Here is a 15,811-nt window from a genome sequence, read left to right as displayed (position 1 = left end):
TTATGGACAGATTTCTTAAAATCTCAATATATGTCAATGCGGGGATCTGGTTCCTCTTCGCTTTGCTGGCCATTTCCGGGCTGAACTACGGAATACCCTCTGATTTTTCATCGAGAATTATTATTGCCCTGCTGGCTGCCGGCGCCGGTGGCGCCATGATCCTGGGGCTTTATCTGGCTGAACATTACAGCGTCAGATGGTACTACCTGCTGCTCCTTGAACTGATGCTTATCGTTTTCCTGACTCTGACTGACGAGTTCGGCTGGCCCGATGCTGTTGTTCTGATCACACATATCTTTTCACTGGCGGCAGTCGCGCGGAAAGTGAGACCCCAGGCTTAAAGCTCTCACCTCCGGGATGAACGGAGGGGCGCTTTGCAATCAGCCCGGAAGTGTTTTGGTCGAAACGACATCCACCCCCGAATCTCTGAAATTGGAAAGAATGATGTCTCCCCGGTTAACCGGAGCCTTTAACTCCGTTCTGTAAAGTTCCTCCAGAAGGCTGTTGATAAGTTCCTTAGGCAGAGCTCCTGTCGTTTTTACGGGAATCCTCACCATCAATGCCGATTTGACCGGACAGGTGGCTGTTACCACTCTCTTCGGTGCGAGGAGCTCTTCTTTTCCATAGATTTCTCCGCGGGAACACTTATTGTTTTTTACACTTATCTCATCGCCCTTCTGGGTCACTTCGAGGTGGCAACCCATAGGACAGCTGATACAGATTAACTCTTTTGTCATATTCTCATCTCCCCTCTAGCCGACCAGGCTGATTTCCAGCGTACTGTCATTATTCAGGTCTGAAAGCTGAAGATCCTTCTCCTTGAGAGTGAAGCTTATCATCTCCGAAGGCTGGATATGCCTCAGTTTCTTTCTTCCCATCTCCTTTCCATCGAGCGTCAGAACCAGCTCGGCGTGGTTTCTGACAATCAGACTGCGCATATAGAAATGGTTGTCCCTGTCGGCTCTGAATCTGTTGGGTATAACGTATTTCAGGTTGCTTCCCGGAATCATTCTGAACTGCCTCTCTTCGCTTTGGCTTTCAAGATAGTCGCAGACAAAAGCACCGCATCTATGGGACTCTTCGCTCACGTAATCAACAAGATCGTGAACATGGAGCACATTGCCGCAGGCGAAGATCCCCCGGACGCTGGTCATCAGACTGCTGTCCACGAGAGGACCGTTTGTTTCCGGATTGATATCGATGCCGGCTTTACGGGCGATTTCATTATCGGGAATCAGTCCGACCGAAAGAAGAAGAGTGTCGCATTCGATGTGGAAGGTTTCTTCCGTCAACTCTATTCCGTCTCTCAGCGGTGTGATATCAACCCCTTCCACTCTGTCCTTGCCATAAATCTTCGAAACCACATGGGAGAGATGGAGGGGAATGTTGAAGTCGTTCAGGCACTGGACAATATTTCTGGTCAGACCGGCGGGGTAGGGCTGGATTTCCACGACAGCCCGGACATCTGCTCCCACCCAGGACATCCTCCGGGCCATAATAAGTCCTATATCACCCGAGCCGACGATAACGCATTTGGATCCGGGCATCAGTCCTTCCATATTGACCAGTCTCTGGGCCAGTCCCGCCGTATAGACCCCTGCAGGTCTGGTTCCGGGTGTTCCGATATTGCCCCGGTTTCTCTCCCGGCATCCCATGGCCAGAACGACGGCTCTTACCTGGAAAACTATCATTCCGTGATGGGCTGAAAAGGCATAGACCTTCTTTCCTTCATCATTCTTTTCAATTTCTGTTACGGTTGTTCCCGTAAAAACTTCAATATCCGAATCTTCAATTATTTCAGTATACCGCTCGGCATATTCCGGACCGGTCAGCTCTTCCTTGAAACGGTGAAGGCCGAAACCGTTGTGAATACACTGGTTGAGAATGCCTCCCAGAAGATTGTCCCTCTCCACTATGGCTACGGTATGGTTTCTCCCGCGAATTTCCGCGGCAGCCGCCATTCCCGCCGAACCGCCGCCGATGACCAGTACGTCTCTTTTTATTGTTTTCATGCTCTGTCCCTCAGTGCGAAATCTCCCACTTTTTTATTGACCAGCCAGCTGCCGCCGCCTCTTTTGGTCAGTTCATCCATGGACATTCCCGTCTCCCTGCTTATAATCTTCATGATTTTATGGGTGCAGAATCCCCCCTGGCACCGTCCCATCATAGCTCTTGTATAGAACTTGACTCCATCGAGCGTGTCATGGCCCTGACGGACTGCGGCGACGATCTCAGCTTCGGAAATATTCTCGCACCGGCAGATCACTTCGCCGTAAGCGGGATTTTCGGCAATAAGGGCGTCCAGCTCTTCTTTGCTGCTGTTTCTGAAGCGGGGGACATCTTCTATATAAGGGTCGTACCCGGGTTTTTCCGAGAGGCTCAGACCTTCCACCTTCAGGATGTCCTTAACATGATCGGCTATGGCCGGCGCCGCTGTCAGACCGGGAGACTGGATTCCCGCGACCTGAACAAACCGGGGTTTGATACTGGAGGCTTCTATGTAAAAGTCATCTCCCTCGATGGTCGGGCGGAGTCCTGTGAAAGATGTAATGATATCCCTTTCGGAAACAGCGGGTACAAGCCGCCTGGCACTGGAAAATATTGCCTGGAAATTGGCCTTCGATGTGGAGGCATCCTGTTTATCATCGACCATCTGGGCCGTCGGACCGACCATCGTGGTTCCCTCTGCCGTCGGGATGACCAGCATGCCTTTGGATACATGGCTCGGAGCGGGGAATATGACTTTGCTTGTAAAAGCAGAGGCATTTCGATCGAGAAGGAATTCCTCTCCCTTCCGGGGGGTGATTGTAAAATCCTCGGCTTCGAATATCCGGGATATTTCGTCGCTGTAGAGCCCCGCCGCATTGACGACCCATTTCGATTCGATGGAACGGCCGTCGGCGCTCTCAAGTCTGTAACGGTCATCAGTCTCAACTCTTCCGGTGACTTTGAAGTCTGTGAGCAGTTCCACACCGTTCTTCTTCGCTGATTCGACCAGAGAAAAGACGAAACGGTAGGGTTCTATGATACCTCCGCCGGGAGCGTAGAGACCTCCGACGACATCGCGGTTCAGTTTCGGTTCCAGGTTGAGGATTCTCTCGTGATTGCAGAGTTCAATCCCGATCGCTTTGTTGTTGACTCCATTCTGATAGAGTTTTTCCACTGTGCGCATTTCATCATTGTTAAAAGCTGCGACGAGGATGCCGCATCGGTGAAAGGGAAAATGAAGCTCTTCTTTGAGCTGATCGAACATAAGGTTTCCCTTAACCTCCAGCCGGGACTTCAGCGTCGTGGAATCGTGATGAAATCCCCCGTGGATGATCCCCGAATTGGCTTTGGATACGCCGAAGCTCACATCGCACTCTTTTTCCACCAGTGCGATCTTCAAATCATAGGAGGAGAGCTTTCTGGCAATGGCAGATCCAATTACGCCTGCGCCGATAATCGTTACATCGAATAAACCGGACATTTTTACCCCTTTTGATCATAATTGATTTTTATGATCGTTTTATGTCAGTTATGATATCATTAAGAATCATAAACGATCAATAACAATCAACTGATTTTCTCATTTTTTTAAAAAAGAGAGATACAGATCTCAGATCTCTTCTATAATCATAAGCAATAATTAAACACATAACATTGGAGGAGTGTCCTGGTGAAAAAAGCAAAAGCTCTTAAAATCCTAAACGCCTTTATGGCTGTTGATTTCCTGATTCTTGTCTCAACAGCCATAACCCATAATTTCTGGCTGGAGAGGGGTATCTACGGAATACTTCATGCTGTGCCGGGGTTCCTTTTCGCAGGAATGACAGTGCTGCATCTTGTACTCAACAGAGATTGGATAAAAAAGAATTATATGAAGAAATGATTCTGACATTAGTGATTTCTTTTGACCTGAACCGGCTCTGAAATTAGAATTTGACTTATACAGATTTATAAACAGGGAGAGAGTATGGTAACCAAATTGAAAATCAGGGCTAAACTAATTCTCGCTACATCGCTTCTTGCCGGTTCGGGGATGGTTTTACTGTCTCTTTTCATCATGTCACAGACGGCGTCAATTTATAAAGCTCAAACTATTGAAAAGGTGCAGAACCTGGCAGAAGCTCAGGCTTTTCTCTATCAGGATAAACTGAATCCGATTGCCACGAAAATAATGGGGTTACAGGGGATTTTCCTTGCAGCTATTGAAAATCCAGTTGAAAACAATAGTGAGCTATTCGGCAAGTATCTGGATCACCACTTTGATGATTTTGAAGATATTCTCGCTTTTAATCAATGGAGTATTATTTATCCAGGTTATATAAGCAATTTTGATTATAGAGGTAATACCGGAGAACCTTATGATAAGTGGTTCAACTTCAGCGTCCTAAGGTTGAGAGGTTCGCGAGAAAACGAAACGCTTCTCACTTATAATCCGGCTGACTACGACAGCTGGTGGAATGTCCCTATGAATACTCAGAAAATGGTACTGACCGAACCATATGCCTGGGATTACGGCGGTCAGACCGGCCAGACTTTTGAAACAAGTATGTGCAGGGCCCTCGTTTATCAGGGAAAAAGCATAGGGGTTATCGGTTATTCCATTGAACTTTCCTACTATCAGGAGGAAGTTGAGAAAATCATGCCATACCAGAAGAGCTTTGCTTATTTAACGACAGCGGAAGGAACGATCGTCGGTTATAAGGATGAGTTTCTTGGAAAGACTCTTCAGGAAGCTTTTCCTTTTTACGAAAACGATAAACAGAATTTGAACGAAGTTCTCGTGAAAAATGGATTCTGGCATATATCTGCTCCCATGTACATTAAATATATCGATGAGCCCTGGATACTCACCATAGCTGTTCCGGAAGCAGAGGTCATGAAGCCTTTCAACAGAATGGTTGTAATTGTTCTTATCATTGGAATGGCTTCTCTGATCCTTATGGGGCTGATCGTATTCTTCTATAGCAAATCCATATCGAAACCCATAGTCCAGATTTCCCGTCACGCCGAGTTTCTGGCCGAGGGAGACCTGACTCACAGGGCCGGTTTTGATAACCGCTCTGACGAAATAGGAATGCTCGCCTCTTCGATGGACAATATGAACGGCAAACTGAAAGATATTGTGGAGAACATAATCACTTCTGTTGAAAACGTATCGCAAGGAAGCGATCAGATCAGCTCAAGTGCCCAGCTGCTCTCTCAGGGGGCGACAGAGCAGGCCGCAGGAGCCGAGGAGGTTTCGGCTTCGATGGAGCAGATGAGTGCTAATATCCAGCAGAACAGCGATAACGCCATGCAGACCGAAAGCATAGCCCGCAAAGTCGTGGATGACGCTAATAAAAGCGGCGAGTCGGTAGCCAAGACCGTAACGGCTATGAAACAGATAGCTGATAAAATTTCGATAATCGAGGAGATCGCCAGACAGACTAATCTTCTGGCTCTCAATGCCGCAATCGAAGCTGCAAGAGCGGGTGATCATGGAAAAGGATTCGCTGTGGTCGCATCTGAGGTCAGGAAGCTGGCTGAGCGGAGTGGAGTCGCAGCAGGAGAAATCAGCGGGCTTTCCAATGAGTCAGTTCAGATCGCCGAACAAGCGGGAGATCTGCTTTCGAAACTGGTTCCCGATATTCAGAAGACCGCCGAGCTTGTACAGGAAATAAGCGCTGCGAGCAGCGAACAGAGAACCGGCGTTGAGCAGATCAATACATCTATCCTTCAGCTAGATAAGGTTATCCAGCAGAATTCAGCCTCTTCAGAAGAGCTGGCCGCCACTTCCGAGGAACTCTCTTCCCAGGCAATGACTCTTCTTGAAATGATCCAGTTCTTCAATACAGGCAGGACAGGGGGAAAAATATCTATTCGGGACCGGAATAAAAGGGAGAGCCGAATCACTGCCACGAAGAAAACAGATGCTTCAGTAAAAGAACTTCCTTCTCCTCGAAGGGAAATGAGAATATATCCGGCAGAAGAGGACCTTAAAGATACCTTCGGAGATGGTAATTTCGGAGAATTTTAAGTTCCCGACATGATTTTTTCCAGATCGAATTCTCGATCTTTGGAAAAAACGAGATCATCGGTAATGTAGCAGGAATCCCGTTTGTCCCCGCAGTCGAGAATTCCGTTCTCTTTCAGATAATCATAGGTTTCTCTGTAACGGTCGTAGTGTTTCTCAATGTAACGGCAGATTTTCGTATAGGTTATTTCATTCATGACGGAAGGGTTTTTCAGTTCATCGAACTGCCAGTCAACATGGTCTGCCCAGTCGAATGGTCTCGATATGATTATCCGCCCTTCCTCATTCATTGTAAGAATGCCCTTCCGGTCGTCAAAGAGATTGATAAAGAATTGATAACCTTCCCAATTGGCTTTTAAATCGGCGAATGAGAATACCCCTCCGGCTTTTAATCCGTACCAGCCGTTTTCCGATTCTACGCCGAACTCAATAGCTGCCCGGTCGCTTTCCCCGAAGTGGCTTTTCAGCCAGTAGGAGTAGCCCTGGTCAAAAAAATGATCAATTTTATCGGGGCCGACAAACTCTCCGGCAACCTTGACGATATAGTTTTTATTGAGAGAATCCGGTAAGAGGTCGGAATAAATATTGTCTCCGAGTTTCGTCCACCACGGGCTGTTTTCATCGCTCTGGATCCAGGTCTGTATCGGGCCGTGACCGCTTTTCCCCAATGCGTAGAGAAGGCCTATTCTGTCGGGTATTCTTTCGCTGTATCTGTCCGATTCCTTTCCGGCTGTCATCTTGAAGATTTCAAAGGCTGCCATCTTGCGGATTTCCAGAAAAGACATCTCCGCTGTATCATAATTTTCATTGAAATTGATGACAGCCCGTTCCAGGAGGGTATTGGTATATGTATTCAGCGTATCGGTGAAATCCGGCGCAATATCCTGGTATTTATCACGATCGGTAAGCTGGTCGATCTCTGCGCTGAAAAGAGGATGACAAGTCAGAAAGACAAGGTATAGTATCTGTACAATTCTTAAGTTCATAGTTCCTTCGATTGCCTCTGCAAATAAGCTTAACAGGTTTCTGATAAGAAATTAACACTTCCTTAACAAAATAAACATAGTTTAATATTTGAACACAGAAAATGAGAAAATTTGTCACGTTTTTTATCTTTTTATCAGGAGTGGACAGGCTGATAGAATCGCAGGGGGAAAAGAACCGTCTCCTCGATACCCAGTTTGGCAGCGGCATGCCGGGCGACATTCTGACTCAGCCAGTTGGGCTTGTGGGCGTCGGATCCGATTGTGAACCTGAAGCGGTGAAGGTGAGGGGAGAAGTATGACATATAGTCGTTTTTCCATACGTACCGGTTATTGATTTCAAGCAGACAATCTGTCGGCACTTTATTGAGATCGGCTCCCATGGCCATAGGATGGGAGACAATGACCGGTTTGCCTGTTTCCAGTAGCGTTTCCGCGCCTTTATATTCTGATACTCTGTCTCTGCAGTGATAGATATAGTAGTCGAAAGGATAGGCAGCCGCTTCCCGGGCATCTATGCTGTCGTTGACTTCGCATCCGCACCAGAATCCGAAATCGTGAACCTCTTTTCTGTATTCTTCAAATACCTGTCCGGTCAGATATTCGAAATGATCACTGATACCCCGCACTTCGGCGTGGTCCAGTTCGGCTATGAAAGGTATTGTCTGTTGCGGCTCAACAGAGCTGTCTCCGGTCGAGTAGACGGTGTGAATGTGCAGATCCTGTTTATATTGGTTTTCCATATCTATCATATAGTGAAGAATAAAAAGATTTTTGGGAAGAGGGCGGAGTTTCAAGGGAAAAAACAATTCATTTCTGGCATAATCCGATCCGCTTTCTTTTGGCAGGAATTGATTTTAAAATCCATCCTACAGGGATTTCAGGGCCTGTCAGCCGGCCATCTCTGCCGCAGTTGCAGCTGCTGATCAAGTAATTAGCAGAATAGGTCCGATACCCCTTTTTCTCCCTTCTTGACAGGTCTCCGGACATCTTTTAGCTTGATTTCATTATGAGTAAGAAAATCCTGACAGTTACGCTGAACCCCGCTATAGATTATACAGTTATCGTTCCCGGTTTTGCCGTCGATAGTGTAAACCGTGCCGAATCGGGAAGACGGGATCCCGGAGGAAAGGGGATCAATGTTGCGACGGCGCTCTCACGGGGCGGTTTTGATGTCGCTGTGACCGGATTTCTGGGAAAGGAGAATGCCCTGATTTTCCGGGATCACTTTACAAAAAATTCACTTGAGGATCACTTCGTATATGTAGAAGGTTCGACCCGCGAAGGTATCAAGATCGCCGATCCTGAAGGCGAGATTACTACCGATATCAACTTTCCCGGATTTATGATCGAAAAAAAACAGATTGATGAGCTTCTGGATAAATTCGGCAAACTCGCTTCAGGTTTCCATAGCGTCATTCTGTCGGGAAGCCTTCCTCCCGGTGTTCCCGATTCCTTTTATGGCGATCTGGCCAAAATCGCCCGTGAAGCCGGTTGCTTCGTGGCTCTTGATACGAGCCGCATGGCGCTCAAAGCGGCCGTCGAAACGGGTGCGATCAATCTTATCAAGCCTAATATCGATGAGCTGGCGGAGATCTATGAAGAGATCCGGCAGGCGACTGATCGCCCCCGGGCCGTAGATGCCCTTTCCCTGAAACTGCTGGAGAAAGTCGATATGATAGCTCTCTCACTCGGAGAGGAGGGGAGCCGCCTGTACGGCAGAGGATACACGATTGACGCATCAGCTCCTGCCATTAAAGTGAAAAGTACCGTAGGAGCGGGAGACACCTTCCTCGCCGGTTTTGCCGGCGCACTGGCATCGGGTCTCGAAAAAGGCGATGCGCTGAAGCAGGCTGCATCATGGGCGGCATCGAAGCTCACGATGTACGGTTCCGGGCTCTCTGAAGTTCAGCCTCCCGCATCATTTCTCGATAAAATCAAAATAAAAATAGAACAGAGGGGAGCTTGACTAGAACAGACAATCCCTGTTGAATAAGTAAATGGATCTACTCACGTCTGCTCTGACCGGTATATTTTTACCCATTTTTCTCGGTGTTTTAGCCCGCAGAAAAGATTACATAGCAGCGAAAAACCGCCCGGTTCTCCAGCAGTTTGCTGTTCGCATTGCTATCCCGGCTCTTGTCTTTTCATCGCTTTCAACTATGGATACCGGGACTGCCGGGCAGTTTCTACCCATGTCGCTGGGTCTCTTTCTTTTCTTTTCCATGAGCTGGTCCAGTCTCTTTCTGCTCATATTTCTCCTTCAGAAAAAATCGGCCTGGGTGAAACAGTTCCGCTCCGAACTGCTGATTATGGCATTTACGGGGAATCTGGCTTATATCTGCTGGAGGCTGCATGAGCTGGTCATCGGCCCTGAAGGACTTCAGCGGGGGATATTTTATACGGCTTTCTACTGGCCTTTTCTTCTGACTTTTTCCTTTCTCAGCATTGCCGTATTCGGATTAAAGCAGCAGAAATCTCTGGACAGAAGAGAACTTCTCTATAATGTAACGCCGGTTCTGGTGTTTATGGCTGCCGGTCTGGCTGTAGGAATCTCCGGAGTCAGACTGCCTCTCTGGCTTTCCGGTTTTGTCTCCAGTTTCGGAAATATGGCTATCCCTCTCGTTCTCTTCGGAATGGGACTCTCCCTGACTGTGGGAAAATCTCTCAGAACAGTCGGTTACCTTATTCCCTTTCTGTTTCTCAGGTTGGCTTTATGGATCGGAGCGACCTTAGTCATGGTTCAACTACCATGGTTCGATGAGCCTTCGAGAGGAGTACTCATGATCAACGCTCTGGCTCCGCTGGGTGTCAATCCGATTATAATAGGGGATATGTTCGGGATGGATACGGAGTTTATCGCCAACTCCACAATTATTTCAACATTGCTCTTTCTGCTTTTTATTCCCGTCATTTTCTTTTTATGGGCTTAAAAGTCTTGCCAATTTCCTGACTGATTCTAAAATAGTCATATGAAACATAGAGAAATAAGCAAAGGCGTATACGCATTGGAAACGGGTTTCGTCCGGGTTTTTCTTCTGGAACACGAAGGCGTTCTGACCCTTATCGATACGGGAATACCCGGAATGGGAGAAAAAATCCTTTCGGCAATTGAGTCTCTCGGATATGACCGGAAAGCCCTGAAGCATATACTGATCACTCACTTCCATATGGACCATATTGGCAGTCTGGAGGAAATTAAAAGCCGAACCGGTGCTCTGGTTTATGTACACAAAGATGAGGCAGCGACTATCGGAACCGTGCCCGCGACGGAAGCGGCACCGGGCATCGCTAAAAAACTTATGTTTGAGCTTCTCATTAAAAAATCCCGTCAGACACCCCAGCCCTCTGTTCCCGTCGATGTAACTTTGGAAGGCGGAGAAATCCTGGATTTCGCCGGTGGGCTTCAAGTCATTGCGACTCCGGGGCATTCTCCCGGGCACACGTCCTATTTTCTGTCCCGCGAAGGGGGCATCCTCTTTGTGGGTGATGCGGCTTCGGGAGGCCGGCTTCCGGGATACCCCATGCTCTTCAATAAAAAAGAGACGGCGATCAGAAGTCTCGCCCTGATCGGCAATATGAATTTCGAGAAAGCTTATTTCAGCCATGGAAAGCCTATCGAAAGCGGAGCCCCGGGGAAATTCAGAAAGGCTTTCGGTGTCTGATCATTTTTTCAAATGAGGTCTTTTCTGTAGACCCTGTATTTTTTTACAGGGGTCAGCTCCATCTTTTTCAGGGCGTTCAGAATCCCGGGATTATCTTCCAGCATGTAATTGGCTTCCAGACGGATCCCCCTCGGTTCCAGAGCTCTGTAAAGGCTTACATAAAGAAGAACATCCAGTCCCATCCCGTGGTAGTCCGGTTGTACGGCCAGTCCCCATAGCCTGTAGTCTTTGATTTTCTTTTTTTGCGTCAACAACTTCCAGAGAGTTCCGGGAACCGTCAGGTCACGACCGGACCGGAGAAGAACGTTGATATCGGGAAAGCCCAGCGCTACGCCTATAGGAAATCCCCTGTCTTCCACAAACCAGATGGCCTGTGCATCCATTATGGGTTTCAGCTGCTTAAGAACGACAGCCATTTCATCCTCTTCCACGGGCACATAGCCCCAGTTCCCCGCGACCGAATCATTCAGTATTCTCAGAATATGAAGGGCTTCGCTTTTCAGTTTTCTTTTGTCGATGGGGCGAACTGTAATTTCCGGTTTCCTTTTGAGAATTGTTTCTGCGAATCGGGTGAAGCGGTCCGGTAATACATAACCCTTCCGGGCATCGGCCTCATAAACAAGAAGATCTTTGGCTTTATGAAAACCCGCTTCTCCCGACAGGCGGTTGTAATAGACCGGCGTATGGGGAGAGAGGAATACAGGAGGCGTGTTACCTTCCAGAACAAAGCCCCACGATTCGGAAACGGGATTGATCGGACCGAGAATCTCCTCCATACCCCGTTCCCGGAGCCAGCTTTCCGCTTCTTTAAAAAGCGCCAGGCTCACATCGGTATTATCGATGGACTCAAAAGAACCGAAAAAGCCGGTTCTGCTTTTATGAAAGGAATTATAGCGGGGATCGATGTAGACAATGAGTCTTCCGACCGGTTTTCCATTGGCCTCAGCCATCAGGAATGCATGATCGGAGCGGGCCAGGATCGTGTTCTTTTTACTGCTGTATTCTTGTTTTTCTCCCAGAGGCAGAGGCGGGACCCAGAGAGGATCATCATTGTAGATTAAACGGGGGAGTTTTATAAATTCCTTCAAGCGTCCCGATTTCCGGACATCGTGTATTTCTATTTTATGATTCATTGCTCTTTCCCGAATGCTTGGCCAGACCGGCGATCGAGGTTTCTCTGTAGGAGGAATGGAGGTCCCGCCCCGTCTCTTTCATGGTCTGGACGACTTCGTCGAAACTCACCCGGTGCCGTCCGTCGGAAAACAGGGCGTAGACCGCTGATTCGTAGGCCCGTCCCGCCGCCAATCCGTTTCTTTCTATGCAGGGGATTTGAACGTAACCTCCCACCGGATCGCAGGTGAGTCCAAGGTGATGCTCAATACCCATCTCCGCCGCGTATTCTATCTGGTCGAGCGTTCCCCCGAAGAGTTTGGCTGCAGCGGCGGCGGCCATGGAGCAGGCCGTTCCCACTTCCCCCTGACACCCCACTTCCGCCCCCGAAATGGAGGCGTTGTGCTTGACCAGGTTTCCAATCAGTCCTGCTGTGGCAAGAGCCTTGAGTATTTTACTGTCTCTGTAATTGTACTGTTCCTGAAGGTTGAAAAGAACCGAAGGGAGGACTCCGCAGCTGCCGCAGGTCGGAGCCGTCACGACTTTTCCCCCTCCGGCATTTTCCTCTGAAACTGCCAGCGCGTAGGCGAAAATTTTACCTCTGTGTTTGAGAATCCCTGTAGAATTAATGGCTTTGGCATAGTATGAAGCGGCTTTCCTGGGCAAATTGAGGTCTCCGGGCAGGACATGCTCATTTTCCAGTCCGTTCCTGATGCTCTGTTTCATATGCTCCCAGACTTCTTTCAGGTAATCCCAGATTTCAACGCCTTCCCTGTCTTCGGCAATTTCCCAAAGGGATTTTCCCGATTGTCTGGCGTACCGGATCAGCTCTTTCATCGTCGTCAGATCATAAAGAGAACCGGCGGTTTTCTGCGGTTCCGGTTCCCATCTTATGGCTCCTCCGCCTATGCTGTAGACAGTCGCGGAATCCAACTCACGGCCGCCAGTTTCCATTGCCTTCAGTTTCATTCCGTTTGTGTGAAAGGGGAGGGTTTCTTCCGGCTTCCAGATAATGTCCAGTTTTCCGGCGGGAAATGTCTGTTCCAGGATCCGGTCGGTAAAATGGCCTCTGCCCGTCAGAGCCAGACTGCCATAGAGGATTACTTCGTAGCGGGAAGCTTTCGGGTTTCTGTCCAGGAAGATTTCTGCCGCCCGCTGAGGTCCCATGGTATGGGAACTGGACGGACCGTAGCCGATTCTGTAAATGTTGCGAATGGATTCCATTGTCCTCTCCTCTGTGAGATTCTAACACAGGTCTATATGATCGATTGCATAAAAAGGAGCATAACATATTGATTATTGATATTAATGAGAATACTGTTCCTGTTTGTATATAATAGAATATAAAAGCAGAGAGGATCTATTTAATGGAGCATGAACTGGCACTGAATATATTTCTCATTATCGGATTTCTGGCTATAGCAGTCGCTTCTTCGGTTTTATTGAAAAAACTGCATTTTCCCTATACCATCGGCCTGGTGGTTGTCGGCTTCGTTCTGGGGATTCTGGCGATTCAGGTCGCATATGAGCCGCTGGTCAATCTCAGCCTCACACCCGATACGATTCTGTATCTCATCCTTCCGACACTTATTTACGACGCGTCCATCAATATGGATTTGAAGGCTCTTCAGAAAAACATTGTCCCGATTCTGTTACTCGCTGTCCTGGGCGTTATGATCTCGACGGGTATCGTCGGAGGCTTTCTGAGCTTGTCCGCGACTCTGGGGCTCGGCTCGGCCCTGCTGTTCGGCGCTTTGATTTCCGCCACTGACCCGGTTGCCGTTATCTCTCTTTTCAATGAAATCGGAGCCCCCCGGCAGCTTGTAACCCTGGTCGATGGAGAGAGCATTTTCAATGACGCCACGGCGATCGTTCTCTTTTCCATTATTCTTTCGGCTCTCAACAGCGGCATAAGTACTGTGGGAACCCTTGTTTTCAATTCTGTTATCAGCTTCCTGATCGTGCTGCTCGGCGGCTTGCTGATCGGTTCGGCTGTCGGACTGATCGGCGGTTTTATTGTCCGTCTCCAGCGCAACAATGTGCCTCTTCAGATTACCGTCAGTCTTATCATGGCTTACATCTCTTTTATTACGGCGGACCTCCTTCATGTTTCGGGAGTCATGTCCACTCTGGCGGCGGGAATCGTTGTCACGCTCTTGAGCAACGATGTGCTGAAGCATGAAAACCATTACTTCATGGAAAACTTCTGGGATTATTTCTCCTTCGTGGCCAATAGTTTCGTTTTTCTTCTGCTCGGTCTTACGGAAGCTCAGAATTTTTCCGATCAGACGGGACTGTTTACCAGTCTCAAGCTTATGCTCCTGGTCATCCCCGCTGTTACGGCAGCGCGGGCCGCTGTCATCTATCTGATTATTCCCCTGTACAACCGCTTTGAAGGGGGGATAAAAATCTCACCGGCTTTTCAGGCCATACTCTTCTGGGGCGGGTTGAGGGGGGCCGTTCCCGTCGCTCTGGTTCTGACCATTCCCAACAGTTTTCCCGGCAAGGATGTCATTGTCCACATCACACTGGGTTACATCCTCTTCACTCTCCTCGTTCAGGGGACGACAGTGAAAAAACTTATGGACCTGCTGAATGTCAAAGCGGAAAAATCCTATTTCGATTACCATAAAGGTGTTTCCTATAAAGTTAAGTTTCCCACTGTGCGCCTGGTGGAGCTGGTGGCCTCCCAGGTGATCGGCAGTTTCAAGGACGAGGGATTTTTCGTCACCGATTCAGAGACGCAGCCCGGCCGTTCCTTTCTCATGAGCAGAGGGCAGAAGTACCTCGGTGTGGACCTGAAGGGAAGCGTTATGAAAGTTTCCGCCTCAAATCAGGACGATCTGGCCTACGGCCGTCAGACGGTTTATGAAACTCTGGTTGAGCTGGACAACTCCGTGTCCTCTCTTGAGGAGCTGGTCAAATCGCCTGAAATGCGGGAAATCGTCAAAGAGGATGCGGCGGATTTTAAAACGACGCTCAATATTTCCAAGTATCTCCGGAAGGATCTCATTACCCTCGACCTTAAGAGCCGGGATAAAAACGCCGTCATCAAAGAACTGGTAGACCTCGTTGCCGATGCCGGAGCTATCGAGGACCGCAAAATGGTTCTCGATGCCGTTCTGGAAAGAGAAGCTTCCATGTCCACCGGTTTTGAAAACGGCATAGCCATTCCTCATGCCAAATGCGACGCTTCCGACAATATCGTTATGGCTGTGGGAATCGACAGGGAGGGGATAGAGTTTGATTCTCTCGATAAGAAACCGACAAGACTCTTCTTTCTTATTATCTCTCCCAAATCCCATGTCGGACCGCATATCCAATTACTGGCTGAGATCGGACGGAAGATGAATAATCCCGAATTGAGGGAACAGATTATGAATGCCGACAACAGAGATACGGTTTTTCAGCTTCTCAATCAGAAATAATTTTCTGTCGGATCAGCCCCTGTCCGGTAGGTAAAAAAAAAAGGCGGAATAAAACCTCCTAAGGGTTCCATTCCGCCACTGATTTCTGTTGTCTATCAGTTTCTGTAAAGGGGATCCAATCCCAGGGTTCCCTTGATCCTTTCAAGGAACCGGGGATCTTTTATTTCCTTCAGCTCAGCTTTCGCCTTCTGAATCCTTGAGGGGATACCCAGCTTCATGGCTTCGTCGCGGTGTCTTTCCTGCGCCAGGAATTTATCCATATAGGCCAGGCTGCTCTCGATCTGGGCGATCCTGTTTTCCTGATAGCGGACCAGTCTCGCTTTATACCAGTCGCTCTCCAGAACGTATTCCCTGTCGAAGAGCTTGCGGATTTGCGGATCCTCTGCTGTCTTCCCTTCATAGCTGCCTTCGGCCATGATGTAGATAATCGCTTTGAGGGGAGGAATGGCTCCTTCCACGCTGCCGTCTTCCACATAGGCTTTGGCCACTTTCTGCTGGGCTTCACAGATGTTCCTGATTCCGTCCACGTAGTCTTCCATGCTCTGCAGCTCGGGCTTGAGCATATCTTCGTTGAACACGACCTCGGGGTTGTCGAAGAGGCGTCCCATATAGGCGCTGAGGAAC

General features: G+C 48.5%; 14 protein-coding genes and 1 pseudogene. 7 read left to right on the top strand and 8 right to left on the bottom strand.

The features are described from left to right. Nucleotides 1-2: 2 nt before the first annotated feature. On the top strand, nucleotides 3-341 hold the full coding sequence (locus HNR50_RS16035) for a hypothetical protein (RefSeq protein WP_184747804.1): 339 nt from the start codon (nucleotides 3-5) through the stop codon (nucleotides 339-341). 39 nt (nucleotides 342-380) lie between these two features. Here HNR50_RS16035 and HNR50_RS16030 read toward each other — a convergent pair whose 3' ends face one another. From HNR50_RS16030 to HNR50_RS16020, 3 genes are read right to left on the bottom strand one after another with little or no spacing between them, the layout of a single operon-like run. Further along, complete coding sequence (locus HNR50_RS16030; RefSeq protein ID WP_184747803.1) at nucleotides 381-737, bottom strand: DUF1667 domain-containing protein; 357 nt, start codon at nucleotides 735-737, stop codon at nucleotides 381-383. Nucleotides 738-752: 15 nt separating this feature from the next. After that, nucleotides 753-2,012, bottom strand: a complete 1,260-nt coding sequence (locus HNR50_RS16025) for an NAD(P)/FAD-dependent oxidoreductase (protein ID WP_184747802.1) — start codon at nucleotides 2,010-2,012, stop codon at nucleotides 753-755. Beyond that, nucleotides 2,009-3,469: an NAD(P)/FAD-dependent oxidoreductase gene (locus HNR50_RS16020; RefSeq protein ID WP_184747801.1), complete on the bottom strand. Its 1,461-nt coding sequence runs from the start codon at nucleotides 3,467-3,469 to the stop codon at nucleotides 2,009-2,011. Before HNR50_RS16020 ends, HNR50_RS16025 begins: the two co-directional genes overlap by 4 nt. A gap of 189 nt (nucleotides 3,470-3,658) precedes the next feature. On the opposite strand from HNR50_RS16020, the gene HNR50_RS16015 reads away from it, so the two are divergent. Both HNR50_RS16015 and HNR50_RS16010 read left to right on the top strand, forming a co-directional pair. After that, nucleotides 3,659-3,871, top strand: coding sequence for a hypothetical protein (locus HNR50_RS16015; protein WP_184747800.1), 213 nt, complete (start codon nucleotides 3,659-3,661; stop codon nucleotides 3,869-3,871). 84 nt (nucleotides 3,872-3,955) lie between these two features. Next, entirely contained in the window at nucleotides 3,956-6,004 is a 2,049-nt protein-coding gene (locus tag HNR50_RS16010) for a methyl-accepting chemotaxis protein (protein ID WP_221439909.1), read from the top strand. Here the strand turns inward: HNR50_RS16010 and HNR50_RS16005 are convergent. Both HNR50_RS16005 and HNR50_RS16000 read right to left on the bottom strand, forming a co-directional pair. Next, nucleotides 6,001-6,987 (bottom strand): hypothetical protein, encoded by a 987-nt coding sequence (locus tag HNR50_RS16005; protein WP_184747799.1) that lies wholly within the window; start codon nucleotides 6,985-6,987, stop codon nucleotides 6,001-6,003. The genes HNR50_RS16010 and HNR50_RS16005 overlap by 4 nt on opposite strands. 134 nt (nucleotides 6,988-7,121) lie before the next feature. Next, nucleotides 7,122-7,736, bottom strand: a complete 615-nt coding sequence (locus HNR50_RS16000; protein WP_221439908.1) for a PHP domain-containing protein — start codon at nucleotides 7,734-7,736, stop codon at nucleotides 7,122-7,124. Nucleotides 7,737-7,993: 257 nt separating this feature from the next. On the opposite strand from HNR50_RS16000, the gene HNR50_RS15995 reads away from it, so the two are divergent. Genes HNR50_RS15995 through HNR50_RS15985 form a run of 3 tightly spaced genes read left to right on the top strand, consistent with a single transcriptional unit; the run spans nucleotide 7,994 to nucleotide 10,649 of the window. Continuing rightward, nucleotides 7,994-8,953 (top strand): 1-phosphofructokinase family hexose kinase, encoded by a 960-nt coding sequence (locus HNR50_RS15995; RefSeq protein WP_184747797.1) that lies wholly within the window; start codon nucleotides 7,994-7,996, stop codon nucleotides 8,951-8,953. Nucleotides 8,954-8,984: 31 nt separating this feature from the next. Continuing rightward, a complete protein-coding gene (locus tag HNR50_RS15990; RefSeq protein ID WP_184747796.1) occupies nucleotides 8,985-9,917 on the top strand; it encodes an AEC family transporter in 933 nt (310 codons plus the stop codon). A 39-nt stretch (nucleotides 9,918-9,956) separates the two neighbouring features. Continuing rightward, nucleotides 9,957-10,649, top strand: coding sequence for an MBL fold metallo-hydrolase (locus HNR50_RS15985; protein WP_184747795.1), 693 nt, complete (start codon nucleotides 9,957-9,959; stop codon nucleotides 10,647-10,649). Nucleotides 10,650-10,657: 8 nt separating this feature from the next. Here the strand turns inward: HNR50_RS15985 and HNR50_RS15980 are convergent, their stop codons facing one another. Then, entirely contained in the window at nucleotides 10,658-11,782 is a 1,125-nt protein-coding gene (locus HNR50_RS15980) for a GNAT family N-acetyltransferase (protein WP_184747794.1), read from the bottom strand. Then, the gene (locus tag HNR50_RS15975) at nucleotides 11,772-12,983 is read right to left on the bottom strand and encodes an L-serine ammonia-lyase (protein ID WP_184747793.1); all 1,212 of its coding nucleotides are present in this window, start codon (nucleotides 12,981-12,983) and stop codon (nucleotides 11,772-11,774) included. Before HNR50_RS15975 ends, HNR50_RS15980 begins: the two co-directional genes overlap by 11 nt. A gap of 143 nt (nucleotides 12,984-13,126) precedes the next feature. On the opposite strand from HNR50_RS15975, the gene HNR50_RS15970 reads away from it, so the two are divergent. Beyond that, entirely contained in the window at nucleotides 13,127-15,187 is a 2,061-nt protein-coding gene (locus HNR50_RS15970; RefSeq protein WP_184747792.1) for a cation:proton antiporter domain-containing protein, read from the top strand. 95 nt (nucleotides 15,188-15,282) lie between these two features. On the opposite strand, the pseudogene HNR50_RS15965 reads toward HNR50_RS15970, so the two are convergent. After that, a pseudogene (locus HNR50_RS15965) lies at nucleotides 15,283-15,811 on the bottom strand (hypothetical protein); the annotation flags it as partial.

Source organism: Spirochaeta isovalerica, assembly GCF_014207565.1.
Lineage (GTDB): Bacteria > Spirochaetota > Spirochaetia > DSM-2461 > DSM-2461 > Spirochaeta_F > Spirochaeta_F isovalerica.
The sequence above is the reverse complement of the archived record's forward strand: the minus strand, read 5'-3'. Positions and strand labels throughout refer to the sequence as shown.